Source organism: Roseicyclus persicicus, from assembly GCF_012395815.1.
Classification (GTDB): domain Bacteria; phylum Pseudomonadota; class Alphaproteobacteria; order Rhodobacterales; family Rhodobacteraceae; genus Roseicyclus; species Roseicyclus persicicus.
The window spans coordinates 599029-622574 of sequence record NZ_JAAZQQ010000001.1; the positions used below are offsets into that span (position 1 = coordinate 599029).

20 protein-coding genes are annotated in these 23546 nt (G+C 72.6%); 4 read left to right on the top strand and 16 right to left on the bottom strand.

The window, feature by feature from the left end; genetic code table 11:
- Positions 1 to 36 precede the first annotated feature (36 nt).
- A complete protein-coding gene (gene bhcB / locus HCU73_RS03120; protein ID WP_168621929.1) occupies positions 37 to 1005 on the bottom strand; it encodes a beta-hydroxyaspartate dehydratase BhcB in 969 nt (322 codons plus the stop codon).
- 12 nt (positions 1006 to 1017) lie between these two features.
- A complete protein-coding gene (gene bhcA / locus HCU73_RS03125) occupies positions 1018 to 2208 on the bottom strand; it encodes an L-aspartate--glyoxylate aminotransferase BhcA (protein WP_168621930.1) in 1191 nt (396 codons plus the stop codon).
- A gap of 172 nt (positions 2209 to 2380) precedes the next feature.
- On the opposite strand from bhcA, the gene bhcR reads away from it, so the two are divergent.
- Together bhcR and HCU73_RS03135 are read left to right on the top strand one after the other, a co-directional pair.
- On the top strand, positions 2381 to 3217 hold the full coding sequence (gene bhcR / locus HCU73_RS03130) for an HTH-type transcriptional regulator BhcR (RefSeq protein WP_168621931.1): 837 nt from the start codon (positions 2381 to 2383) through the stop codon (positions 3215 to 3217).
- A 61-nt stretch (positions 3218 to 3278) separates the two neighbouring features.
- Complete coding sequence (locus tag HCU73_RS03135; RefSeq protein WP_168621932.1) at positions 3279 to 4352, top strand: tartrate dehydrogenase; 1074 nt, start codon at positions 3279 to 3281, stop codon at positions 4350 to 4352.
- 16 nt (positions 4353 to 4368) lie between these two features.
- Here the strand turns inward: HCU73_RS03135 and HCU73_RS03140 are convergent, their stop codons facing one another.
- From HCU73_RS03140 to HCU73_RS03205, 14 genes are all read right to left on the bottom strand, one after another.
- Positions 4369 to 6270 carry a choice-of-anchor L domain-containing protein gene (locus HCU73_RS03140; RefSeq protein WP_168621933.1) on the bottom strand — a complete coding sequence of 634 codons (1902 nt, stop codon included), beginning with the start codon at positions 6268 to 6270 and terminating at the stop codon, positions 4369 to 4371.
- 53 nt (positions 6271 to 6323) lie between these two features.
- Positions 6324 to 6992 carry a sugar transferase gene (locus tag HCU73_RS03145; protein ID WP_168621934.1) on the bottom strand — a complete coding sequence of 223 codons (669 nt, stop codon included), beginning with the start codon at positions 6990 to 6992 and terminating at the stop codon, positions 6324 to 6326.
- 70 nt (positions 6993 to 7062) lie between these two features.
- Positions 7063 to 9123 carry a GumC domain-containing protein gene (locus HCU73_RS03150; RefSeq protein ID WP_168621935.1) on the bottom strand — a complete coding sequence of 687 codons (2061 nt, stop codon included), beginning with the start codon at positions 9121 to 9123 and terminating at the stop codon, positions 7063 to 7065.
- Positions 9120 to 9971 (bottom strand): glycosyltransferase, encoded by an 852-nt coding sequence (locus HCU73_RS03155; protein ID WP_168621936.1) that lies wholly within the window; start codon positions 9969 to 9971, stop codon positions 9120 to 9122. The genes HCU73_RS03150 and HCU73_RS03155 overlap by 4 nt, the downstream gene beginning before the upstream one ends.
- Complete coding sequence (locus HCU73_RS03160) at positions 9968 to 10474, bottom strand: glycosyltransferase (protein ID WP_168621937.1); 507 nt, start codon at positions 10472 to 10474, stop codon at positions 9968 to 9970. The genes HCU73_RS03155 and HCU73_RS03160 overlap by 4 nt, the downstream gene beginning before the upstream one ends.
- Positions 10475 to 10491: 17 nt before the next feature.
- Positions 10492 to 10959 (bottom strand): glycosyltransferase family protein, encoded by a 468-nt coding sequence (locus HCU73_RS03165; RefSeq protein ID WP_168621938.1) that lies wholly within the window; start codon positions 10957 to 10959, stop codon positions 10492 to 10494.
- A gap of 112 nt (positions 10960 to 11071) precedes the next feature.
- Positions 11072 to 12304 (bottom strand): glycosyltransferase, encoded by a 1233-nt coding sequence (locus HCU73_RS03170; RefSeq protein ID WP_168621939.1) that lies wholly within the window; start codon positions 12302 to 12304, stop codon positions 11072 to 11074.
- On the bottom strand, positions 12301 to 13230 hold the full coding sequence (locus HCU73_RS03175; RefSeq protein WP_168621940.1) for a glycosyltransferase family 2 protein: 930 nt from the start codon (positions 13228 to 13230) through the stop codon (positions 12301 to 12303). Before HCU73_RS03175 ends, HCU73_RS03170 begins: the two co-directional genes overlap by 4 nt.
- Positions 13231 to 13257: 27 nt before the next feature.
- Complete coding sequence (locus HCU73_RS03180) at positions 13258 to 14592, bottom strand: O-antigen ligase family protein (protein ID WP_168621941.1); 1335 nt, start codon at positions 14590 to 14592, stop codon at positions 13258 to 13260.
- A gap of 3 nt (positions 14593 to 14595) precedes the next feature.
- Positions 14596 to 15576, bottom strand: a complete 981-nt coding sequence (locus HCU73_RS03185; RefSeq protein ID WP_210730458.1) for an acyltransferase family protein — start codon at positions 15574 to 15576, stop codon at positions 14596 to 14598.
- The gene (locus tag HCU73_RS03190) at positions 15573 to 16829 is read right to left on the bottom strand and encodes a Coenzyme F420 hydrogenase/dehydrogenase, beta subunit C-terminal domain (RefSeq protein WP_210730459.1); all 1257 of its coding nucleotides are present in this window, start codon (positions 16827 to 16829) and stop codon (positions 15573 to 15575) included. Before HCU73_RS03190 ends, HCU73_RS03185 begins: the two co-directional genes overlap by 4 nt.
- A complete protein-coding gene (locus HCU73_RS03195; RefSeq protein WP_168621943.1) occupies positions 16826 to 18058 on the bottom strand; it encodes an oligosaccharide flippase family protein in 1233 nt (410 codons plus the stop codon). The genes HCU73_RS03190 and HCU73_RS03195 overlap by 4 nt, the downstream gene beginning before the upstream one ends.
- The gene (locus HCU73_RS03200; RefSeq protein ID WP_168621944.1) at positions 18058 to 19305 is read right to left on the bottom strand and encodes a polysaccharide pyruvyl transferase family protein; all 1248 of its coding nucleotides are present in this window, start codon (positions 19303 to 19305) and stop codon (positions 18058 to 18060) included. The genes HCU73_RS03195 and HCU73_RS03200 overlap by 1 nt, the downstream gene beginning before the upstream one ends.
- Positions 19306 to 19473: 168 nt before the next feature.
- Complete coding sequence (locus tag HCU73_RS03205) at positions 19474 to 20076, bottom strand: response regulator (protein ID WP_168621945.1); 603 nt, start codon at positions 20074 to 20076, stop codon at positions 19474 to 19476.
- Positions 20077 to 20407: 331 nt separating this feature from the next.
- Between HCU73_RS03205 and HCU73_RS03210 the strand changes: the two genes are divergently transcribed.
- The gene (locus tag HCU73_RS03210) at positions 20408 to 20917 is read left to right on the top strand and encodes a putative pterin-binding protein (protein ID WP_168621946.1); all 510 of its coding nucleotides are present in this window, start codon (positions 20408 to 20410) and stop codon (positions 20915 to 20917) included.
- 86 nt (positions 20918 to 21003) lie between these two features.
- Positions 21004 to 23529, top strand: a complete 2526-nt coding sequence (locus HCU73_RS03215; protein WP_168621947.1) for an ATP-binding protein — start codon at positions 21004 to 21006, stop codon at positions 23527 to 23529.
- Positions 23530 to 23546: the final 17 nt, after the last annotated feature.

The window sequence follows — 23546 nt, forward strand, 5'->3', positions numbered from 1 at the left end:
GCGGCTTAGGTAGACCGGGCCTCGGCCCGGTCCTGCTCATTTCATCCAGGGCAGCTTGTCGAGGTCGACGTTGCCGCCGGTCACGATCACGCCCACGCGCTTGCCGCGGAACACGTCGGGGTTCTTGATGATCGTCGCCAGCGGAACCGCGCAGGACGGCTCCATCACGATCTTCATCCGCTCCCAGGTCAGCTTCATCGCGTCGATGATCTCCTGCTCGGACGCCGTCAGGATGTCGGTCACGTAGTTCGACACGAAGTGCCAGGTGTTCTCCTTCAGCGGCACCTTCAAGCCGTCGGCGATGGTCACCGGCGCGTCGTCGGCGATGATGTGGCCCGCCTTGAAGGACCGGTAGGCGTCGTCGGCCTGTTCCGGCTCGGCGGCGTAGATCTTCACGTCGGGCGCGATGTTCGACAGCGTCAGGCAGCAGCCCGACACCATGCCGCCGCCGCCGATCGGGGCGATGACGGCCTCCAGCCCCTCGACCTGCTCCATCAGCTCGCGCGAGCAGGTGGCCTGGCCCGCGATCACGCGCGGGTCGTTGTAGGGGTGGACGAAATCGGCGCCGGTGCGGGCGTGGACCTCGGCAAAGACCGCCTCGCGCGAGGTGGTCGAGGGCTCGCATTCGGTGATCGTGCCGCCGTAGCCGCGCACGGCGGCCTTCTTGGCCTCGGGGGCGGTGCGGGGCATGACGACGTGGCAGGGGATGCCGCGCCGGCCGGCCGCGTAGGACAGCGACAGCGCGTGGTTGCCCGAGGAATGGGTGGCCACGCCCTTGGCGGCCACCTCGTCGGACAGGCCGAACACCGCGTTGGACGCGCCGCGAACCTTGAAGGCGCCGGCCTTCTGGAAGTTCTCGCACTTGAAGAACAGCTCCGCGCCGGTCAGCTCGTTCATGAAGCGCGAGGTCAGGACCGGCGTGCGGTGGATGTAGGGCTTGATGCGCTCATGCGCGGCCAGCACGTCGTCGTAGCTGGGGATGTGGGTGTCGACTGCGTCTTTCATCTCAAGCCTTCCTCATTCGGCCGCCAGCGCGAGCGGCTGGGCCGTGGTGCGATAGATTTCCTGCGCCGCGGCGACGCCCGAGCCGAGCCGGATCTTCAGGCCCAGGTCGGCCATCACCATCTCGGCCGCGGCGATGCCCGACAGGGCCATGACGTCGGTCAGGCTGCCGAGGTGGCCGATGCGGAACACCTTGCCCGCGACCTGGCCGAGGCCGGCGCCGAAGGCGATATCGTAGCGCTGGCTGGCGTGCTTGACGATGCGGGCGGCGTCGAAGCCCTCGGGGGTGCGGATCGCGCTGACCGTGTCGGAGTAGAGCGCGGGCCGCGCGGCGCAGAGCTCCATCCCCCAGGCATGGACGGCGGCGCGGACGCCCTCGGCGATGCGGGTGTGGCGGGCGAAGACGTTGTCCAGCCCCTCGGCCAGCAGCATCCCCGAGGCGACCTTGAGCCCGTTCAGCAGCCCCACGGCGGGCGTGTAGGGGTAGCCGTTGGCGGCGTAGCCCTTCACCATGTCGCGGATGTCGAAATAGGTGCGGGGCAGGCCGCCGGTCTCGGCCGCCGCCATGGCCTTTTTCGAGAAGGCCGCGATGCCGAGGCCCGCGGGCAGCATGAAGCCCTTCTGGCTGCCGGTGACGGCGATGTCGACCTTCCAGCCGTCGAACTCGAAGGGCATCGAGCCGATGGAGCTGACCCCGTCGACGAACAGGAGCGCGGGGTGCCCCGCCGCATCCATCGCGCGGCGCACGGCTGCGATGTCGGAGCGGACGCCCGTGGCGGTCTCGTTATGGGTGGCGAGGACGGCCTTGATGGCATGGCCCTTGTCGCCGGTCAGGATCTCCTCGAAGCGGTCGGCGGGGATGCCTTCGCCCCAGGGGGTCTCGACGATGATGACCTCCAGCTTGTGGCGCTGGCACATGTCGATCCATTTCTGGGAGAACATGCCGTTGCGCGCCGCCAGCACCGTGTCGCCGGGCGACAGGGTGTTGGTGATCGCCGTCTCCCAGCCGCCGGTGCCGGTGGAGGGGAACAGGAACACCTCGGCGTCGGCCGATTTCAGCACGCGGCGGACGCCGTCGCGGGCGGGGTGCAGGATGTCCGCGAACAGGCTCGACCGGTGATCGATGGTCGGCAGGTCGCAGGCGCGCCGGAGGCTCTCCGGCATGTTCGTCGGGCCGGGAATGAAAACCGGGTTCTGGTGGTGCATCGGGCCGTCTCCTCAACTCTCGCCGATCACAGTATGCCGGACGACCCGCCCGCACAATTTTTTTGAAAAGGTTTTTCAGAAGTGATAGGTTGTGGATCATGTGAAGAATTTCAATGACTTGGAATTTTTCATATGATGAAAGCATTTTTCACTGCACTGCAGCGAGACCCCGATGCGCGACGATACCGCCTCCGAATCCCCCCGTCGCACCCGGGGCCGCCCCAAGGCCTGGGACGACAAGACCGACCAGAACACGATCAAGTCGCTGGACCGGGCGATGGCCGTGTTCGAGCACCTGTCCGACACGACCGGCGCGACCCTGTCGGAGCTGGCCGCCGACACCGACCAGTCGCCGGCAACCACCTACCGGATCCTGACCACGCTGGAGGGCCGCGGGCTGGTGGAATTCGACGCCGCCGCGCAGCTGTGGCAGATCGGACCGCGCGCCTTCCTGATCGGGGCGCGCTACCTGCGCCGCACCTCGGTGGTGGACCGGGCCCGGCCGATCCTGCGCCGGCTGATGGAGGCGACGGGGGAAACCGCGAACCTCGGGATCGCGCGCGAGGCGCATGTGCTGTTCGTCAGCCAGGTCGAAAGCCACGCCTCTATCCGCGCCTTCTTTCCGCCCGGCACGCTGTCGCCGATGCATGCCTCGGGGATCGGCAAGGCGCTCCTGGCGCAGATGACCGATGATCGGCTGTCGCGCTACATCGCCACCGCGCCGCTCGACCGGTTCACGGCGCGCACGCTGACCGACCCGATGGCGCTGCGGGCCGACCTGCAGGAGACCCGCGCCCGCGGCTACGCCATCGACGACGAGGAGAAGAACGAGGGGATGCGCTGCATCGCGGCCCCGGTCTTCGACTGGCAGGGCGAGGCGGTGGCGGGGCTCAGCGTGTCGGGCCCGGTCGCCCGCGTCTCGACCCGCGAGGTGCCCCGGCTGGCCGAGGCGGTGACGAAGGCGGCGGCGGACCTGTCGGCGGCGCTCGGGGCCGACCGCAAGGGGTAGGGCCTTGCGTCGCCCCGCGCCGCCGCGCATTCCCTGAGCCGACAGCACAGGGAGGACCGCCATGACCGTCTACAAGATCGCCGCCATCCCCGCCGACGGCATCGGCCCCGAGGTGATCGGTGCGGGTCTGCAGGTGCTGGAGGCGGTCGCCGCCCGCGACGGCGGCTTCACCCTCGACGTGACGGAATTCGACTGGGGCTCGGACCACTACAAGCGCACCGGCGCGATGATGCCCGCCGACGGGCCCGAGCGTCTGAAGGCGTTCGATGCGATCTATTTCGGCGCGGTCGGCGCGCCGGACGTGCCCGACCACATCACGCTGTGGGGCCTGCGCCTGCCGATCTGCCAGGGCTTCGACCAGTATGCCAACGTGCGGCCCACCCGCATCCTGCCGGGGATCCGCGCGCCGCTGGCGGGTGTGGGGCCCGGCGACCTGGACTGGGTGATCGTGCGGGAAAACTCCGAGGGCGAGTATTCCGGCCACGGCGGCCGCGCCCACAAGGGGCTGCCCGAGGAGGTGGCGACCGAGGTCGCGATCTTCACCCGCGTGGGCGTGACCCGGATCATGCGCTACGCCTTCGCGCTGGCCCAGTCGCGGCCGCGCAAGCTGCTGACCGTCGTCACCAAGTCGAACGCGCAGCGCTTCGGCCTGGTGATGTGGGACGAGATCGCGGCCGAGGTCGCACGGGAGTATCCCGACGTGACCTGGGACAAGATGCTGGTCGACGCGATGACCATGCGGATGGTGCTGCGGCCGCGGTCGCTCGACACCATCGTGGCGACGAACCTGCACGCCGACATCCTGTCGGACCTCGCCGGCGCGCTGGCGGGGTCGCTGGGCGTGGCGCCCACGGCCAACATCGACCCCGAGCGGCGCTACCCGTCGATGTTCGAGCCGATCCACGGCTCGGCCTTCGACATTGCCGGACAGGGCATCGCCAACCCGGTGGCCAGTTTCTGGACCGCCGCGCAGATGCTGGAGCACCTGGGCCAGCCCGCCGCCGCCGGCCGCCTGATGGCCGCGGTCGAACAGGTCTGCGCGGCCGGCATCCTGACGCCCGATGTGGGCGGCACCGCCACCACGCAGGCGGTGACGGACGCCGTGGTCGAGGCGGTCAGGGGCGCGAACGCCTGACCGCCCCGGCCCCGGGTCACAGGATCAGCGTGTCGAAGACGATCGCGCCCATGTCGAAGGTGGCGAAGTCGGTCTGCGACAGGACGATCCGGTCGCCGGCGTCGCCGTATTCGATCAGCATCCCCGCGCCCCAGGCGCGGACCGAGATGTCGCCCGCGTCGACGCCCGACAGGACCAGCCGGTCGGTGGCGAAGTCGAAGCCCTTGACCACGTCCTGCCCGTCGCCGAGGGCAAAGACGAAGGTGTCGCCGTCGCCGTTGCCGTAGAGCACGTCGTTGCCGGTGCCGCCGACCAGGATGTCCTGGCCCGCGCCGCCGATCAGCACGTCGCGGCCCGCGCCGCCCTCGAGCCGGTCGTCGCCGGTGCCGCCGTCCATCTTGTCGTCGCCGAGCCCGCCGAGCAGGAGGTCCGCGCCCGCCTCACCGTCGATGCGGTCGTTGCCCGCGCCGCCGTCGAGGATGTCGTCGCCGCCGCCGCCGTAGAGCTGGTCGCGCCCGTCGCCGCCCTCGATCCGGTTGTCGAAGCCGTTGCCGACCAGCTTGTTGTCGGCCGCGTTGCCGATCGCCTCCAGCGCGGTCGCCACCTCGTTCAGCCACAGCTCCTCGAAGCCCTGGCCCAGCGCGTGCGAATGGTCCGACTTGACGATGTCGTGGCCGTTGCCGCCGGCCTCGGACACCACGTCGCCCAGATCGTCGATGAAATAGACGTCGTTGCCGGTGCCGCCGTACATCATGTCGGCGCCGGCGCCGCCGTCCAGCATGTCGTTGCCGTCGCCGCCATGGAGGATGTCGTCGCCGTCGCCCGCGCGGATGTTGTCGTTGCCGCCGTAGCCGTGGATCACGTCCGACAGGCCGTCGGCGCCGTCGACGATGTTGCCTTGGGCGTCGGTGAAGCCGACGAAGATCTTGTCGTGCCCGGCGGTGCCGTCGACGGGCGAGGTGCCGATGGTGACGAAGCCCGTGTCGGTGGTGCCGTCATCGCTGGCGATGGTGTAGGACAGCGTGTTCAGCGCCTCGGCGGTGCCGCCGGTGATCTCGATTCGGCCGCCATCCAGCAGGCGGATGGTCTCGCCGGTGACCAGCGTGATGGTGTCGCCCACCTGGACGGGGATGTCGTTGATCCGCGTGATCTCGACCCCGTCCAGCCCCGTCACGGTGTCGTTGGCCAGGAGGTTCACCGTGGTCGTGCCCAGCGCCGAGACCGACACGATGTCGTCGTTGGCGATCAGGGCGGTCTGGATGCTGTCGGCCACGATCAGGAGGTTGCTGTCGTAGATCGAATCGCCCGCGTCCGCGATGGCGATGCGCAGCGTGTTGACCTGACCGGGGATCACCGGCGCCTTGACGGTCAGGATCACGGTGATCCCGTCCATCTCGGTCGAGAAGCTGCCGTCCGCGTTGTCGCGGAACAGGTTGGCATTGCTGGTCGTGTTGATGTTGTCGATCGAGATCTCGCCGTCGCCGATGGTGAGGGTGGCGGGCTGCCCGTTCACCGTGATGGCGACCGCGTCGTTGAAGCCTGCGTTGACCCATTCGAGGTATTCCTCGGAGCCGAAGGTCAGCTGCATGGTCAGCGTGTCGCCGGTGGGGATGAAGCTGCATTCCAGGATCGCGGCGTCGTAGGTCGGCACGCCGGCCACGGCGTTCAGGATCTTGTCGCCGTTCACGCCGGCGGTGTTGGTGCCGGTCGAGCCGGAATCGTTGGGGCCCGCGAAGTTCGTGGCGAGGCCGGTGGACAGGATCACGCCGCTGTCGGCCGGGACCACGTCACCGGCGGCGGCGCCGTTCTGGTAGATGGCGCTCGACCGGGCGTCGCCGGTGTAGCTGGCCGACACCACCTCGACGCCGGCGCCGAACATGGTCTCGGCCATCTGCATCGCCGTGGCGGTGGTATCGAAGGTCAGGGTCTGGGTACTCATGGGACTGTTCCGTCAGGTTCGGCCGGGCCGCGCGGGGGCGACCCGGGCAGGGGTCAGTAGGCGCCGCGCCCGGAGAGGACGGCGGGAATGGTGAGCAGGAGCACGGCGAGGTCGCGGCGCAGGCTGACCGAGCGGGCATAGGCGATGTCCATCTCGACCATCTGGTCGAAGGACACGTCGGCCCGGCCCGAAACCTGCCACACGCCGGTGATGCCGGGCAGCGCGGCCAGCCGGCCCAGCGCATGGGCGGGGTAGGCCGCGACCTCGGAGGGCAGCGCCGGGCGCGGGCCGACCAGCGACATGTCGCCCTTGAGCACGTTGATCAGCTGCGGCAGCTCGTCGATGGAATAGCGGCGGATGATGCGGCCCACGGACGTGACGCGGGGGTCGTTCTTCTGCTTGAAGCAGACGCCGCCGCGGTCGGACTGGGCCAGCAGCGCGGCGCGGCGCGCCTCGGCGTCGCGGTACATCGACCGGAACTTGATCATGCCGAAGGTCTGGCCGTTCAGGCCCACGCGGGTCTGCACGAAGAAGACCGGGCCGGGGCTGGTCAGCTTCACCGCCAGCGCGGTGACCAGCATCAGGGGCGACAGGATCAGGAGCATCAGCGCCGAGACGGCGATGTCCAGCATCCGCTTGCCGGCGGGGATGGCCGCGCGGCCGCGGCGGTCGGAGGTCAGGGCGCGCGCAAGCGGCGCCTCGTTGGTCGAGATCATGGTCATGGCAGGGGTCTCTTGGGCAGCGAGGGAGAGAGAGAGAGAGAGAGAGAGAGAGAGAGAGAGGGGGGGAGGATCAGGTGCGGACGGCGAGCCAGGGGTCGCCGGGCAGGGCGCGCCGCATCACGGCGACGGCGCCGTTGCGGGGCAGGCTGTCGAGGCGGTCGACCTGGCCCAGCACCGCGGCGCGGGCGTCGGTCGGTTGCAGGGAGAGCACGCCCACGTCGGCCGCGGACAGCAGGAACTGGCAGGACAGCCGGTCTTGCAGGCTGCCGCCCGAGACGATGATGACATCGAAGGAGCGGACGAGCTTTTCCAGCGCGGCGCGCACCATCGGGGCCGAGACCGCGCGGTCGTCGACAAGGCCCGCGCTGCCGGCCGACAGCTCCCACAGGCCGGGGCCTTCGGAGGCGTCGGGCAGGGCGACGGGCTGGCCGGAGAGCAGGTCGCTCCAGCCGATCTCGGCGGCGTCGTCCGACGCCATCCCGAGGTCGGCCTCGATGAAGAGCGCCTTCATCCGGGCGCGGGCGTAGCTTTCGGCCAGCGCGCGGCCGAGCTCCGAGGTCTCGCCCGCCCCGGCGCGGACCACCGCAACGACGGGGGCCTTGCCCACCAGCCGCGGCCGGCGCAGCGGGTGCAGCTGCAGCTCGTTGCGCAGCCGGTCGGCGGCGTCGGCGTCGCCCTCGCCCGCGGCCGAGACCTGCAGCACGGGCAGGCGGTGCTCGACCGGCGTCAGCGTCTCGGCAAAGCGGACGCGGCGCTCGGTCAGGCCGAGGATGAGGGCGATCAGCAGGGCCAGCGCCGCGCCGCCCGCAAGGCCGCCCGCGGCCAGCATCTTGCGGCTGTCGTCGGCGGGGTTCACGGGCTCGGACGGCGGCGACATCAGCACGGTGTAGCCGGGCAGGGCGCGGCCGGATTCGACGCGGATCACCTCGAGCGCGCGGCGGGTCTCGTCCAGCAGTTCCTCGGCCGCGGCGATCTCCTGCTCGACCCGGTCCAGGTCGATGCGGCGGCGGTTGAGGTCGCGGGCCTCGGCGCGGGCGGTTTCCAGCTGGGCCGCGACGCGGTCGCGCAGGCTGCGGATCTCGGCCAGGCTCTGTTCCTCGCTCTGGGTCGGCGTGTCGGTCAGGGCGCCGGTCTGGGCCAGCACGCGGATCTGCTCGCGCCGGTCCTCCAGCGCGGCCTCGACCACGGCGATTTCCTCGACCAGCGACCGTTCGCGCTGTTCGAAACGCGGGTTGGTGCGGTCGGCGAAATCGACGCGCAGGCTTGCGAGGTCGCCCAGCAGCCGCGCGCGTTCGGTGCCGAGCGCGCCGATGATGTCGTCGAGCAGGGTGGCGCGCATGATCTCCTGGTCGGCGCCGTCGACCGAGGTGCTGCCGCCGTCTGCTTCCAGCGCGGCGAGCGTGGTCTCGATCTCGCCCAGACGGATCGCCAGCGCGTCGATCTGGGCGATCTTTTCGACGTGGGCGCGGGAAATCGCGCTCATGCCGAACTCGCCGCCGATCTCCAGCTGGTCGGCGCGCAGGTCGGTGAGGCGCGTCACCAGCTCTTCCTCGCGCTGGAACAGCTCGGCCAGGCGCACCTCGGAGCGGGCGGCCTCGGCCTCGAGGTTCATGGCGAGGTAAGCGCCCACCACCGCCTCGAGCTTGTCGGCGGCAAAGCCGGGGTCGCGGCTGCGGGTGGTCAGCACGATCAGGCTGTCCGAGCGGCGGATCTCGATCGAGCCGGTCAGGTCCGACACCGTGAGGTCGGCGGCCAGGTCGGGCCGGCCGGCGGCCAGCGTCTCGACCGCGCGCGCCATCACCGGGTGCGAGGCGACATAGGTCGTCTCGGCGCGCACGAAGCTGTCGAAGGTGCGCAGCACGCTGTCGTCGCCGGTGGCGTAGAGGATGTTCGATTCCTGCGGGAACACCCGCAGGATCGCCTGGCTTTCGTAGAGCTGGACGCCGGACAGGTAGCCGCCCGCGGCCATCACGCCGCCCAGCAGCACGGCGCCGCCGACGGTGGCCTTCCAGCGGCCGCGCATGGCGCGCAGGACGCCCGCGACCGGGTTCGGCTCGGGCGCCTCGGGCAGGGGCGCGCCGGTCATGTCGGGCAGGTCGTCGACCGGCAGGGGGGTGGCGACGGCGTTCATCGGCCCGGGCCCTCCCCGCGGGTGGTCAGGTCGCGTTCCCAGCGGGGCGCGGGGCCGGCGCGGTCCACGAGGAGCGACAGGCGCACCCAGACCGACACGGCGAGGAACACGGCGACGGGCCACAGGTCGGCCGGCGAGGCCAACGCGCGGCGGATCATGGTGCGGGCGCTGCCCCGTTCCGGGCTGGCCTTGCCCATCCGGGCCACCTCGCGGGCGCCGCGCAGGCTGCGGCGGCGGACGCGCACGAGGCTGGCCAGGGTGCGCGGCGCGCGGGCGACGAAGCGGCAGCCGGGGACGAAGGCGATCTCGGCGGGCGCGAAGCTGCGGCGGATGTATTCGTCGTCGGCGGTGATCTCGGGCAGCGGGAACACGCGGGCCGCGCCGGCGGGCGACAGCGCGAAGAGGCCGCCGAACTTGCCACGGGCGAAATAGGGGTTGGTGCGCCAGCCCTGGTAGAACACGCGCACCGGCGCCGCGACGGCGGCGGTGTCGACGTCCATCTGCCCGCAGGCGGCCAGCGCCGTGCCGTCGGCCAGCGGCGCGACCAGCGCGGCGACGGCCTCGGCGGTCACGTCGAGGTCGGCGTCGAGGCAGACCACCGGCGCGTCCTTGTCCGCCGCGGCATAGCCGAGATTCAGGGCGTGGCACTTGCCGGGGCGGTCGGTCTCGATGACCGTGGCCTGCGGCAGGGCCGCGCGGGCGCGGGCGGCGGTGGCGTCGGTGCAGCCGTTGGCGATCACGACGACGCGGACCTCGGCCAGTGGCAGGCCGCGCGACAGGTACCACAGGGTGCGGCCGATCACCTCGGCCTCGTCGTGGGCGGGGATCAGGATGGAGGCGCGGGTCATGCCATGGCCCCCCGGTTCCAGACGAAATCCCGCACCGTTTCGATCAGCGGCGCGAGGGCGTCGCCCCCGGCCACGCCGCGCCGCGCCGGCGCCTCGAAGCCGCGGGCCCGCGCCGCGTCGAGCGCGGCGTGCAGCGCCTCGCCGTCCTCGACCACGGTCACGTTGGACAGCCGCGCCATCTCGCGCACGGTGTCCTGCTGGTGGTCGTTGCGGTGTTCGCCGAACTTGGCGCGGCGGGGCATCAGGATGACCGGCTTGCCCATCTCGGCGGCCGACAGGATGGTGCCCATCCCGGCATGGGACACGATCAGGCGGGCGTCCTGCATCGCGGCGCGGAACGCGGGCTGGCCCATGTGGTCCACGCAAGCGATGTGGCGGAAGCGGCGGCGCGTGGCGCCGGCCTGGGCCAGCACGGGCACGCCCGGGTTGGCGGCGGCCCAGCTGTCGAGGCCGAGCAGGAGACGGTCGAAGGGCAGCTGCGTGCCCACGGTGGCGAAGATCATGGCGATGTTCCGTTGGATCAGAGGACGGCGCCGCGGTATTCCGCGCCGGTATGGGCGGCGACCTGCGGCCACTGCGACAGCACCCGGTCGGCCACGCCGAGGGCGAGCCGGGCCGAGATCGACAGCTCGCGGGCATTGGCGATCGAGTCGATGAACATGGTCCGCGCGCCGATCAGCCGGGCGAGGCGGATGGCGAGGAACCCGCCCGCGGCCCCGGTCGAGACCACCACGTCGGGCCGCACGCTCAGCACGATCCAGGCCATGCGCAGCAGGCACAGGATCAGCCGCAGGGGCGTGTCCTTGTTGGCGTCGGGGAAGACGTGGACGCGGGCACGGCCCAGCGTCTCGGCGGCGGTGGCGTCGGTGGTGGCATAGTGCACCTCGGCGCCGGCGAAGGCGGCGCTGAGGCGCTGAATCTGCACCCAGTGGCCGCCGCCGGACGAGACGGCGAGGATCACGGGGCGGGAACGGGAACGGTCGAACATGGGGTGGTGTCCAGGGTCGTGACTGCGGTTTTCGCGGTCTGGTTAACCCGGACTAACCATCTGATGTTACTGCGCAAACAGCAGGGACTACGGCGATCCTGGAGGGGGTTGCCTATCCTTTCGGATGGGTCGCGGGCGCAGTCGGGTGGTCCGTGATCTGCTGGTAGAGGGCGACCATCCCATCGGCCTTGGCCGACCACAGACCTTCGCGCAGGACCTTGGCGCGCGCGCCCTCGCCCAGCTCGGCCCGGTGCCCCGGAAACATCGCCATCCGGCGCAGCGCCGCGGCGATGTCGGCGGCGAATCCGGCGGGGTCCGTGACCGGGACCTTGATGCCCGAGGTCGCGTCGACGATGGCCGCCGGGCCGCCGCGGTCGGCGGTGATCACCGGCAGGCCGTGGCGCATCGCCTCGTAGAGCACGCCGCCCGCGGGCTCGCGGAAGGAGGGGAAGCAGAACAGGTCGTGGGTCTCGTAGAGCCGCTCGACCTCGGCCCGCGGCACCCGGCCGAGGAAGCGGACGCGGTCGGCCACGCCCAGCTTTTCCGCCTCGGCGCGGCACAGCTCAAGCTCCTCGCCGGCGCCGGCGCTGGTCAGGGTGACGCCCGGCAGGTCGGGCAGGAGCGCGAGCGCCCGGATCACGTCGCGCAGGCCCTTGGTGCGCACCGCGCGGCCGACGTGGAGCACGTCGAGCCGCCCGACCTCCATCCGCCGCGGGCGGGCGGGGGCCACGTCGTCCACGCCCAGCTCCAGCACGCTCTCGAAGCGGTTCAGCGGCACGGCGGCCAGCACGTCCCGCACATAGGGCGCGACGCCGAGCACGCAGGCGGCCCGGGTGTAGCTGGCGCGCAGCCACGGGTCGAACCGGAACCGCGTCGCGTCGAGCGCGCGCAGCCGGGTGAACAGGGGCGCGCTGCCCGCCTCGGCGCGGAAGGCGGCTGGCGTGTCGAGCGCGCCCCCCAGCGGGCCGATGATGTAGGGCGTGGCGAAATGCCGGAGCGGCGAGGGGTAGCGCGCGGCCTGCGGCATCAGCTGGTGGGCGATGTCGAAGCGGTCACCGCGCCCCTCGGCCGCCGCGATCCAGCGCCGGACATGGCCGGCAAAGACCGGCCAGGCGGGTTTCAGCATCGCGTTCAGGCGTTCGCGCTTCAGCGCCCAGGCGGGTTCGGGCCAGGTGACGACGCGGGCGCCGGGCAGCTGCGCGGCGACGGGCGTGCGGCCCGGCCGCTGGAAGCACAGCACGGTCAGCTCGACCCGCGAGGCCAGCGCCTCGGCCCATTTGAAGGCCATCAGCGCCTCGCCGACATCGGTGCCGTCGACGTTCGGGGCGATCAGCAGGACCTTCATGCCCGCGCCTCCCGCGTCGGCCAGGCGCTGGGCAGGTCTGCGACCACGGCGCGGAAGTGCCGCGCCCGGGCGCGCGCGCCCCGGTTGCCCATCAGGGCCAGCGCCGTCCAGAGCACCGCGCGCGAGGCGTTGTGGGCGGCGAGGATTGCAAAGCAGGCGATCCCGGCGGCAAGGCCCCCGTGCTTGCGGTGCAGCCGGGTGGTGCCTTGCGTCATCAGCACGTCGCGGCGGTGGTTCAGGCGGTGCGCCGCGCCGCCGCCGAAATGGGTGATCTCGGGGATCGGCACGAAGCGCAGCTCCCACCCCGCGCGGGCGAAGCGGTGGCACCAGTCGGTTTCCTCGCCGTAGAAGAAGAACGCCTCGTCGAGCAGCCCGACCTCGTCCATCGCCGCTCGGCGGACGAACATGGCCGCGCCCGAGATCACCTCGACCCGCGCCTCGGTCGTGCGGTCCCAGCCGGTCATGCGGTAGCGGTCGAGGCGGCGGATGCGGGTCAGGCCCAGGGTCTGCATGGCCAGGTGCGTCAGCGACGGAAAGGCGCTGGACGACGGCTGCACCGTCCCGTCCGCGTTCAGGACGCGGGGGCCCATCACGCCGACCTGCGGGTGCGCGTCCATCCAGGCCACCGCGCGCGGCAGCACGTCGCCATGCACCAGCGTGTCGGTGTTCAGGAGCATGACGTGCCGCCCCGTGGCGATGCGCAGGGCGACGTTGTTGCCGCCGGCAAAGCCGAGGTTGCGGCCGGTCTCGATCAGCTGCACCCCCGGGAATTCGGCCCGCACCATGGCGACCGAGCCGTCCGACGAGGCATTGTCGACCACGATCACCTCGGCCTGCACGGGGCCAAGCCCGGCGAACACGCTGCGCAGGCAATCGCGCAGCAGATCCTCGGTGTTCCAGTTCACGATGACGACGGAGAGATCCATGGGGCGGGTCCTTGGGGAATGACGGTATCAGAAAAGGCGGGCCGGCTGCAGCGGCCGGGCGGCGATGGTCGGGCGGGGGCGGCGGGCCGCGCCGGGGACGGCGGGGCGGGCGGGGCCGGGCTTGGCGTCGAGCAGCCAGGCGCCCGCGCCGATCAGGAACAGGAACAGCACGAAGAGCGCGTTCCACAGGTGCACGGTGGCCGCGGCGACGGTGATGCCGAACAGCGTGAAGGCCCAGGCGTGGCGCGCGCGGCGCCAGTCCGCCGGCAGGCCCTTGCGCTGGCCCGCGGCCCAGATCAGCCCGAGCAGCAGCGCCACCAGCAGGAAGAAGGCCGGCAGCCCGTAGCGCACGGCGGTGACGAGCCAGAAGTTGTCCATGCTGTCGGACATCCAGCTGGGGCGTTCCCAGTCGCCCAGCCCGATACCGAAGATCGGGTGGCGGGCGACCTCGGCGGTGCCGTATTCGAAGATCAGGATGCGGTTGTAGGCCGACTGCCGCGAGAAGGTGAAGTTGTTCACGAAGACGTGGAAGGGCGTCTTGGTCGAGAACAGGTCGATGGCGATGTACATCAGGGCGAAGAGCGTGAAGAGCGCGGCCCAGCGGCCCTGGATCTTGCCCAGCACCCGCTGCCACGCCGCGACGAAGCACTGCATCATCAGCACGACGTAAGGCCCGCCCGAGGCCGACATGAAGGTGGCGAGCCCGACGCCCACGACCTTGGCCATGCCGCGGCCGTTCATCAGCCGCGCCTCGGCGAGGACGAAATAGGCCAGCGAGAAGGCCGCGGCCGAGAACACGCCGTAGAGGATCGGGTGGTCGAAGGGGCCGAAGGTGCGCTCCAGCCCCATGCGCGGCTCGATGAAGGGCGCCATCGGCCCGCCCAGCGCGCCCGAGATGGTGTCGTGCAGGATGTGCACGCCGGTCAGCGCCTCGGGGATGGTGAACAGGAGCGTGCCCAGCACGAGGCCCACGTAGAGCCGCGCCATCGCGGCGAAATCGGCGTAGCCGCGGATGTAGACGCGCGCCAGCAGGTAGGCGCCGGCGAATTCCACGATGTAGATGCCGCCCGACTCGATCCCTTGCGCCACGCCGCCCCAGTTGATGAGCGCCAGCAGCGCCCAGGCGCAGTGGGCAAAGACCAGCATGTCGAAGATGTGGATGCGGCCCGCCCGCCCCGACAGGAGCTGGATCAGCATGGGCAGGAACATCACGATCAGCACCACCCGGTAGGCCGACAGGCGCAGGCCGCCCAGGTTCACCGACACCGCCGTCGGCAGCATCATGGCGACGAAGAACAGCGCGACGGCGACGGGGACGCCGAAGACGCGCTTGACCTTGGAGGGGGCGGCGGCGGTGGTCATGGTCTACACCGTGACCGCGCGGCGGGGGAGCGCGGGGCGCTCGACCAGGTGCCAGCTGGCGATGGCGAGGGGCAGGGTGGCGGCCAGGCTGAGGGCGGCCAGCGCCACGGGGCCGATGCCGGGCAGGAGGTGGACGATCGTCTGCGCGACGGGCCAGCCGTAGATGTAGACGCCGTAGGAGATGTCGCCGGGCAGGGGCGGGGCGGGGGCGCGGAGCGCGAGGGTGAGCGCGGCGTAGGCGAGGGCGGCGATGGCGAGGGGCCAAGGCGCGACGGCGACGAGCGGCAGGGCGGCGAGGGCGAGGACGGGCGACAGGGGCAGGCGCGCCCGGAAGATATGCGCGGCCATGCCGAGGGCGAAGGCGGCGAACAGGGGGGCGAAGGTGCCGATGCGGCCCGGCAGCGCGTCGGCAAGGAGCGCGGCGAGGGTGGACAGGGTCAGGAGGGCGGCGACCGCGAAGGGCCGGCGGGTACCGCCGAGCGCGACGAAGGCGAAGCACAGCGCATAGGCCGCGACCTCGTGGAACAGGCTCCAGAGCGGGCCGTTCAGGACGAGCGGATAGGGGTTGGCGGCGAAGGCGCCGGTCAGCCGGTGCTCGATCGAGACGAGGGTGAGGGCGCGGAGGACCCAGGCGGCGGCCTCGGCCAGCCCCGCGGTGGCGCCGCTGGCATAGGCAAGGCCCAGCGTGACGAGGAGCGCCGCGCCGAGGCCCGGCACGATCCGGCGCATCCGGGCGGCCCAGAAGGCGCGGGCCGTGCGGCGCTCGGCGCTGGCGGTGACGAGCAGCCCCGAGAGGAAGAAGAACAGGCCCACGGCCCAGCCGCCAAGCGCATGGCCCGTGAGCCCCGCCAGCGGCTCGGCGGTGCCGGGCCCCAGTGCCAGCGGCCAGGCGTGGCTCACCACGACAGCGGCGGCCAGCATCAGCCGCAAGCCGTCGAGGTTGCCACTCCGCCCCTCGGCAAAGGCCCGGGCCAGCGTCATCATTTCGCGGCACCGACCACGACGGGGCGCCAGAGCCGTTCCCGCACCACCCGCTTCCAGGTGCCGGCGACCGACTGCAGCTTTTCGCGCAGGGGCAGCCCGCACCACATGGCGAAGAGGCCGAGGCCCCGGTCACGCGGCGCCCGCAGGCCCACGGCCCGCATCGCCACGCGGCGGCCCCAGACGGCGCCATGGGTCGCCTTAAGGTTGGGCTGGGCGGCGGCGATCACGTCGCGCCCGCGGGGTTCCGCCACCAGCACGCCCGCGGCGATGGCGGCCTCGACAAAGGCGCGGCCGCGCGCCGTGCGCGCCACGATCAGCGAACGGCCCGCGTCGGTGTGGCCCTCGGGCGGGTTGTGCCACGGGTCGCCCACCGAGATGTCGGCGAAGGCGCCGGTGTGGTCGGCGCACACCCGGCAGCGCCAACGGCGTTCCGATTGCAGGATGCGGCCCCAGCCCTCGGCATAGGGGATACCCTCGGAGACGTGGCGGGTGCCGTCGGCGTCCAGCCACGCGGCCTGCATCAGCCCCGGCCAGCCTTGCCCGCGATAGCGCAGGTCGACCAGCTGGCCGTCCTTGGGCACGCCAAGACGGTCGAGGAGCCTGTCGGTGGCCACCAGGTTCGGTGCGCCGGCGCAGAAGATGGCGATGGTCAGCGGGATCTTGGCGGCAAGATCAGCGTCGGCGCGCATGGCCTTGTGGGCGCTGGCGACATCGCAGGGCTTGCCGATGAAGGCGACGCGGTCCTCGCCCCGCGCGATGCGGCCGAGGCTTTCGGCCGGGCTCGCCTGCGCATAGCGCGACCCCGCGCCCCGCAGGAGGCCCGCGCGGTCGCGGCTGATGACGGCCTCGTTCAGCCGCGGGTCGTCGGCGCGGGCGGCGATGTGGGCCACGCCGTCGGCCGCGCCGCTCTCCAGCGCGAAGCCGGCCAGCGCGGTGACGGCGCCACCGGAGGAGCCTCGGTGGCGGATCTCGTCGTCGGCGGCCCAGCCTTCCCAGGTGGCCAGCACCGGGCCCCAGTCGGCGTCGATGGCGTCGGCGCGGGGCAGCGCGGTCCAGTCGCTGGCCCCGCCCGCGCAGAGCGCCACGGCGTCCTTGGCGGCGGCGCGGGCCTCGGGCGTCGCGGCGACCACGGGGCGGCGGCCGTTCACGGGGTCGTCGACCATCCGGATGAGGTCGGGGAATGCCCCGGCGCAGGCGCCGCAGCCGGTGCAGAGGTTGCAGGCGACCATGGTGGTGATCGGATCGGCGGTCATGCGAAGCTCTCCATGGGGGCAGGGCGGCGGGGCAGGGTGAGGTGCCAGGCGCGGAGCGTTGCGCCGGCCTCGCCCAGCGCGGCGGCGGCGGCGATGGCGGCCAGCGGCAGGCCGAGGTCGGCGGCGCCCGCGGCGGGGATCAGGGCCAGCGCGCGGACCAGGTTGGCGCGGGCGGGGTCGCCGGTGCGGCCGGTGGCGACGGCCAGCTGCGAGAAGGGGGTGCGCAGGACGCGGAAGCCTGCGGCAAGGCCCACGGCCAGCGCCAGCGCGGCGTCGGGGCGGAAGGCCGCGCCGTAGACCAGCGCGATGACCGGCGCGGCCAGCAGCGCGAACCCGGCGACCAGCAGGGCGGCGAGTGCGGCGTGGGCGGCGACGAGGGGCGGCCAGACCGCCGCCATCCGCCCCTGCGCCAGCGCGGCCCGCAGCCGCGGCAGCACCAGCGAGCCCGCGGCCCGGCCCACGATCTGCGCGGGCAGGAGGGCCAGCTGGAGAACGACGCCGTAGAGCGCCAGCGTGGCCCAGTCATGGGCCCCGGCGACGATCAGGCGGTCGGCGTAGAAGGTCACGAACATCAGGAGCGCGTTCAGCATCAAGGGCGCGCCGAAGCGCCAGACGCGCCGGAGCGCCGGGGCGGAGAGGCGCAGCCGGTAGCGCCGCGACGCGACCGCGTGGGACAGCAGGACCAGCGCGGCGGCGTGGGCGATGAGGACCCAGGCCATCGCCCGGTGATCGCCGAGGACGGCGGCGGCGGGCAGGATCGTGGCGGCCATCGCCAGCGTCGCGCCGCCCTCGACCATTGCCATCGGGCGGTAGCGAAAGCCGCGCTCGGCCCGGCGATAGTCGAGGTGGGTCAGCCCGCGCAGGAGCGGCACGAGGGCGAGCAGCGCGTAGGACGCGGCCGACGGCCCGTCGGCAAAGAGGGCGGCGAGGATCGGGGCGGCGCAGAGCAGGACCAGCGCGCCCAGCAGCCCGCGCAGGGCGAAGGCGCCGTGCAGCTCGGCCTGAAGGGTGGCGGAATTGCCGTCCTTCGCCTGCAGGATCAGCCGGTCGGCGCCGAGGTCGCTGGCCATTTCCACCAGCCGCACGGTCAGGGCGAGCATCATGGCGCGGCCAAGCTCGTCCGGGCCGATCGCCCAGGCGAAGGCCACCGAGCGGCCGAGCGCGGCGGCCTCGGCCAGCATCGGCACGCCCCAGGCGAGCGCCCGTCCCTTGGTCGCGCGGCGCACCATCAGAGGCCCGCCTGCGCCGCGATGGCGTCCATCTCGGCGGCGGCGCGGGCGCGCAGCCCGGCGACCCGCGCCGACAGGTCGGCCGCGCGGGCGGCCCGGGCGCCGTAGGAGGCCACGGCGCGGGCGGCGAGCGCGGCGGCGTCGAGGCGGCGGAGGTCGGCCACGTCCGCGGCGATCCCGCATTCGGCAAACACGCCCTCGGCCTTGTCGGAATAGCCCAGGCCCAGCGTCGGCGTGCCCGAGGAGAAGGCGCCGATGGTGGCGTGCATCCGGGCGCCCGCGAACCAGTCGAGGCGCGACAGCACCCACTTCAGCTCGGTCGCGGGGAGCGGGGCGTCGAGCACCCGCACGCGCCCCTCGGCCCGCGAACCAAGGCGCAGCTTCAGCGCCCGGGCGGCGTCGAGGTCGCTTTCGGGGTCGCCGTCGGGGCGGTGGACATGCGGCACCAGCAGCAGCCGCAGGCCCGGGTCGGCGTCGAGGAGCGCGGTGGCCAGCGCCTCGATCTGGGCGTCGTGGCGGTCGGCGAGGCCGAAGGCGCGGCGCGCGCCGGCGGCGTCGTTGCACAGCAGCCCCGACACGTTCAGCCCCGCCAGCGGAAAGCCGCGGTCGGGGGCGAGCCAGGCCATGGTCTCGCGGTCAAGGCCCTCGGGCGCCTGCGCGGGCAGGGCCACGGCCACGTCGACGGCCAGGCGGTGGCGGGCGGGGTCGAAGCCGTCGCCAAGCGCCGCCTGCAGGAAGGCGAAGCTGCCGGCGTCGCGCACCCAGACGGCGGCGGCGCGGCGCAGGATGTCGACCGCCTCGGCCTCGTTCGCGGGGTCGCGGAACGGCCCCAGCTTCTGCGGCAGGAGGATCAGGGGCACGCCGGCGGCCAACGCCAGCCGCTTGGACAGCACCATGGCGCGGAACCGCCGGGGCCCGTAGAGGTCGGTGAAGCTGTCGCCGCCCGAGATGTCGAGCACGGCCCTGGAGCCTGCGACGACGCGGGCGGGCAGGGTGCCCGGCACGCCCAGCCGCAGCATCGCGTGGGTGGCGCGCAGGTTGTCGCCGCGCCACACCCGGCGGTGATGGGTCAGCCCCACGAGGTCCACCTGCGCGTCGCCCCAGTCGGCCCGGCGCAGGCCGCGGCCGTGGTCGGCGACGGCGAGGCGGCGGGCGCCGCGCTGCCAGAGCCCGGCGACGACGGAATGGCAGAGCGCGCTGACGCCCTGGTTGCCGGTGTCCGGCGCGGCATTGAGAAGGGTGATCATCGGAAAGCCTCGTTTGGTCGCGGCGAGACATAACCGGTTGCGATCCCCGGGTCTTTTGCGCAGGGGGCGAGGTCGGCCATCGGTCGGACAGGTGCACCTACCCGATCGGATAGGAGCAGGCGCCGGACGCCCGGCGGGGCCGGGCGCTGCGCGGCCGGCGGCGCGGGGTCAGACGAGGTTGCGGTCGCGCGCGATCATCGCGGCGTGGGTGCGGTTCTTGGCGCCGAGCTTGCGGCTCAGCGTCTTGACATGCAGCTTCACGGTCGCCTCGTGGAGGTCGTAGTCGAGCGCGATTTCCTTGTTCGACTGCCCGCGGCAGATGCCGCGCAGCACGTCGGTCTCGCGCGGGGTGAGCAGCTCCGAGGCCGCCTCGGCCTTCTGCTGCACCAGCTGGAACGGCGCGTAGATCTCGCCCGCGGCCATGAAGCGCGCGGCGGTGACCATGGATTTCGACGCCAGCGTCTTGGGCACGAAGCCCGCGGCGCCGGCCTGCAGCACCTCTTCGGCGAGGGCGCGGGTGGTGGTGCCCGAGATGATCGCCACCGGCTTGTCGGCGTTGGCCGCCCGCATCTGCCGCAGCCCGTCGAGCCCGTTCATGCCGGGCATGTTGTAGTCGAGCAGCACGAGGTCGTAGGCGCCGTTCTCCTTCACCGCCAGCAGGGCCTCGGCCAGGGAGCCCGCGGTGGCCACATCGGCCGCGGCCTCGGCCTTGAGGAAGGCGGCGATGGTCTCCCGGACGAGGTCGTGATCGTCGGCGACAAGGATGCGCATCGGTGACTCCAGACTTGGCGGCCACAGGCCGGAACTTCGCCCCGCAGACCTACCGCCCGATTGCGGCAGGACCTTCACCCGATTGTGGCCTTGGCCGCGCGGACCCTCGCAACGGCCGCCGTGGTCGCGGCCACCCCGGGGTAGCCGCCGACCGGGCGCCTCGTCAATCGCCTCCGCGGCCGCCGCCGCCGGTCGTGCCGGCGCGGGCGCCCTATACCAAAGGATAGAACGCTCTCCCATTGCGCGGATGACGTGCGGGCGTGGCTGTGGCACCACACGCACACGCAGACATCAGGTGCACCATGGGATGGTGCCGTCGGGAGATTCGGGAATGTTCACGCGCCAGATTGTCAGGTCCATGGTCCTCGGGGCCGCCCTGTTCGCCGCCGGCGCCGCCGCCGCGCTCGAGCCCGCCGAGGGCGAGGTGCTGCTGACGGTGACGGGCGCCATCGCGCACACCAATGCCGACGGCGCGGCCCAGTTCGACCTGGCGCTGCTCGAGGGGTTCGAGACCGTGGCGATCGAGACCACGACGATCTGGACCGAGGGCGTGCAGGTCTTCGAGGGGGTGGAGCTGGCCGACCTGCTGGCCGCCGTGGGGGCCGAGGGCGCCACGCTGCGGGCGATCGCGCTGAACGACTACGCCGTGGACATCCCCGTGGCGGACGCCGTCGAGGGCGGCCCGATCATCGCCTTCCTGCGCAACGGCGAGACCATGAGCCTGCGCGAGAAGGGCCCGCTGTGGGTGATCTACCCGTTCGACAGCAACCCCGAGTACCAGACCGAGCAGATCTACGCCCGCAGCATCTGGCAGCTTGACCGGATCGAGGTCCAGCCCTGAGCACGGTCCCCGACCAGAGCCGCCGCGGGCGGTCACGCCTGCGCGGCCGGGCGCTGCGCCGTGTCCTCGCCACGGCGGCGGCCACCGTGCTGATCGCGCTCGCGCTGGGCTACCTGGTGCAGATGGCGCAAGAGGTCCGGCGCGAGATCGACGCGCTGGCCACGGCGAATTCCGACAACACGCAATGGGCGCTGGCCCAGGCCGATGTCGACGTGCTGGCGCTGCAGGCCGCGATCGCCGCCGCCGGCGCCGCGCCTGACACGTCCCTGCGCGACGTGCGCAACCGCTTCGACATCCTTTTCAGCCGCGTCCGCATCCTGTCCACCAGCCCGCTCTATGCCCTGATGCGACAGGATCCGGGCGTCGTGGCGGCGCTGGGGCGGATCGACGTCTTTCTGGCCGAGACCGTCCCGCTGATCGACGGGGACGACGCCGGGCTCCGCGCCGCGCTGCCGGCCCTGTCCGCGCGCACCGAGGCGATCCGGGCCGAGGTGCGCTACGTCACGCTCGAGGGCGTGGCGGCGCTGGCGCGCGAGTCGGACGTGCAGCGCACGGGCGTGGCCGCCACCCTGTCGCTGGTGTCGACCCTGACCGCCGCGCTGTTCTTCGTGATGATCGTGCTGCTGGCGTTGCTGGCGCATTTCGTGCGGCAGGAACGGGCCCGCGCCCGCGCCGAGCGGCACACGCGGGCGCGCCTTGCGTCGATCATCGCCACCTCGCTCGACGCGGTGCTGGTGGTCGACGAGGACAGCCGCGTGATCGAGTTCAACGGCGCGGCCGAGCAGATCTTCGGCTACACCCGCGACGAGGCGCTGGGCGCCCGGATGGAGGACCTGATCGTCCCCGACCACCTGCGCATGGCGCACAAGGACGGCATGGCGCGCTACCTCGCCACCGGCCAGAAGCGCATGATCGGGCAGGGCCGGATCCAGCTCGAGGCGCGGCGCAAGTCGGGCGAGGTGTTCCCGATGGAGCTGTCGGTGTCCTCGGCCGAGACCCGCGGCGGCGAGATCTTCGTGTCCTTCGCCCGCGACATCTCGCGCCGCGTGGCGGCCGAGCGCGAGCTGATCCAGGCCCGCGACAAGGCCGTCGCCGGCGAGAAGGCCAAGGCCGACCTGATCGCGGTGATGAGCCATGAAATGCGCACGCCGCTGAACGGGATGCTCGGCACGCTGGAACTGCTGGACACCGCCGGCCGCGACGCCCGCGAGGCCGAGTATCTCGACATCATCCGCGCCTCGGGCCGGCAGCTCCTGCACCATGTCGACACCGTGCTGGAGATCTCGCGCGCCGAGGCCGGCAAGATCGTGTTCGCGCAGGAGCCCTTCTCGCTGCCCGCCCTGCTGCGCGAGCTGGTCGAAAGCCAGCGCGTCGTCGCCGAGCATCGCGGCAACGCGCTGTCCCACCGGGTCGACATGCAGGGGCACGACCAGGTCGTCGGCGACCCCGCCCGCATCCGCCAAGTCCTGCTGAACCTCGTCGGCAACGCGATCAAGTTCACCCGCAACGGGACCATCTGGGTCGAGGCCGAGCGCCTCGGCGGCAGCGACATGGTCGAGCTGCGGGTCGTCGACGACGGCATCGGCATCGACGCCGCCGACCAGGCCCGCGTGTTCGACGATTTCGTCACCCTCGACACCTCCTATACCCGCGCCGTCGGCGGCACCGGCCTCGGGCTCGCCATCGTCCGGCGCCTCGTCGTGGCGATGGGCGGCGAGGTGGGGCTGAAAAGCGAGAAGGGCGCGGGCAGCGTGTTCTGGGTCCGCCTGCCGCTGCCGTCGGTGACCCGCCTGGCCGCCGCGCTCCCGCCCGCCGTCCCCGGCCCGGCCGACGCGGCGCCCGTCCCCGGCCCGGTGCCGCCGATGAAGGTGCTGATCGTCGAGGACAACCGCATCAACCGCGTCGTCCTGCGCGACCTCCTGGAGCAGGACGGCCATCGCGTGGACGAGGCGCATGACGGGCAGCAGGGGGTCGAGGCGGCGGCCCGCACCGCCTATGACATCGTGCTGATGGACATCTCGATGCCGGTGCTCGACGGGGTCGCGGCGACGCGCGCGATCCGGTCGGCCGAGGCGCGCGGCACCCGCCTGCCCATCGTCGCCCTCACCGCCCATGCCGCGCCCGCCGACAAGGAACGTTTCCGCGCCGCGGGGGTCGACGAGATCCTGGTCAAGCCGATCTCGCGGAAGGGCCTGCGCGCGGTCCTCGCCCGGTTCTCGCAGCACGGCGCCGCGGCGCCGTCCGAGCCCGGGGCCGAGGCGGCCGACCCCGCGCCGCTCGACCGGGCGCAGCTCGACGAGCTTGCCGCCGCGCTCGGGCCCGAGAAGGTCCGGGCGCTGGTCGGCGCCTACCTGTCCGAGACCGGCGCGGCGATCGCGGCGATCGTGGCCCGTCTCCAGACCGGCGCGGTCGACGCGTCGCTGGCCGACGCGGTGCACCACGCGGCGGGATCCTCGGCGCTGTTCGGGGCGCAGGCGCTCCGCGGCGCGCTGGCGGCGCTGGAGGACCGGATCCGCGACGGCGACGCGCCCGACGCGCAGGACGCCTCCGCGCTGGCCGAGGTCTGGACCCGGACCGCGCAGGCGCTGGAGGCGCTGAACACGGGCGCCTGACCGGGGATGTCGGGGAA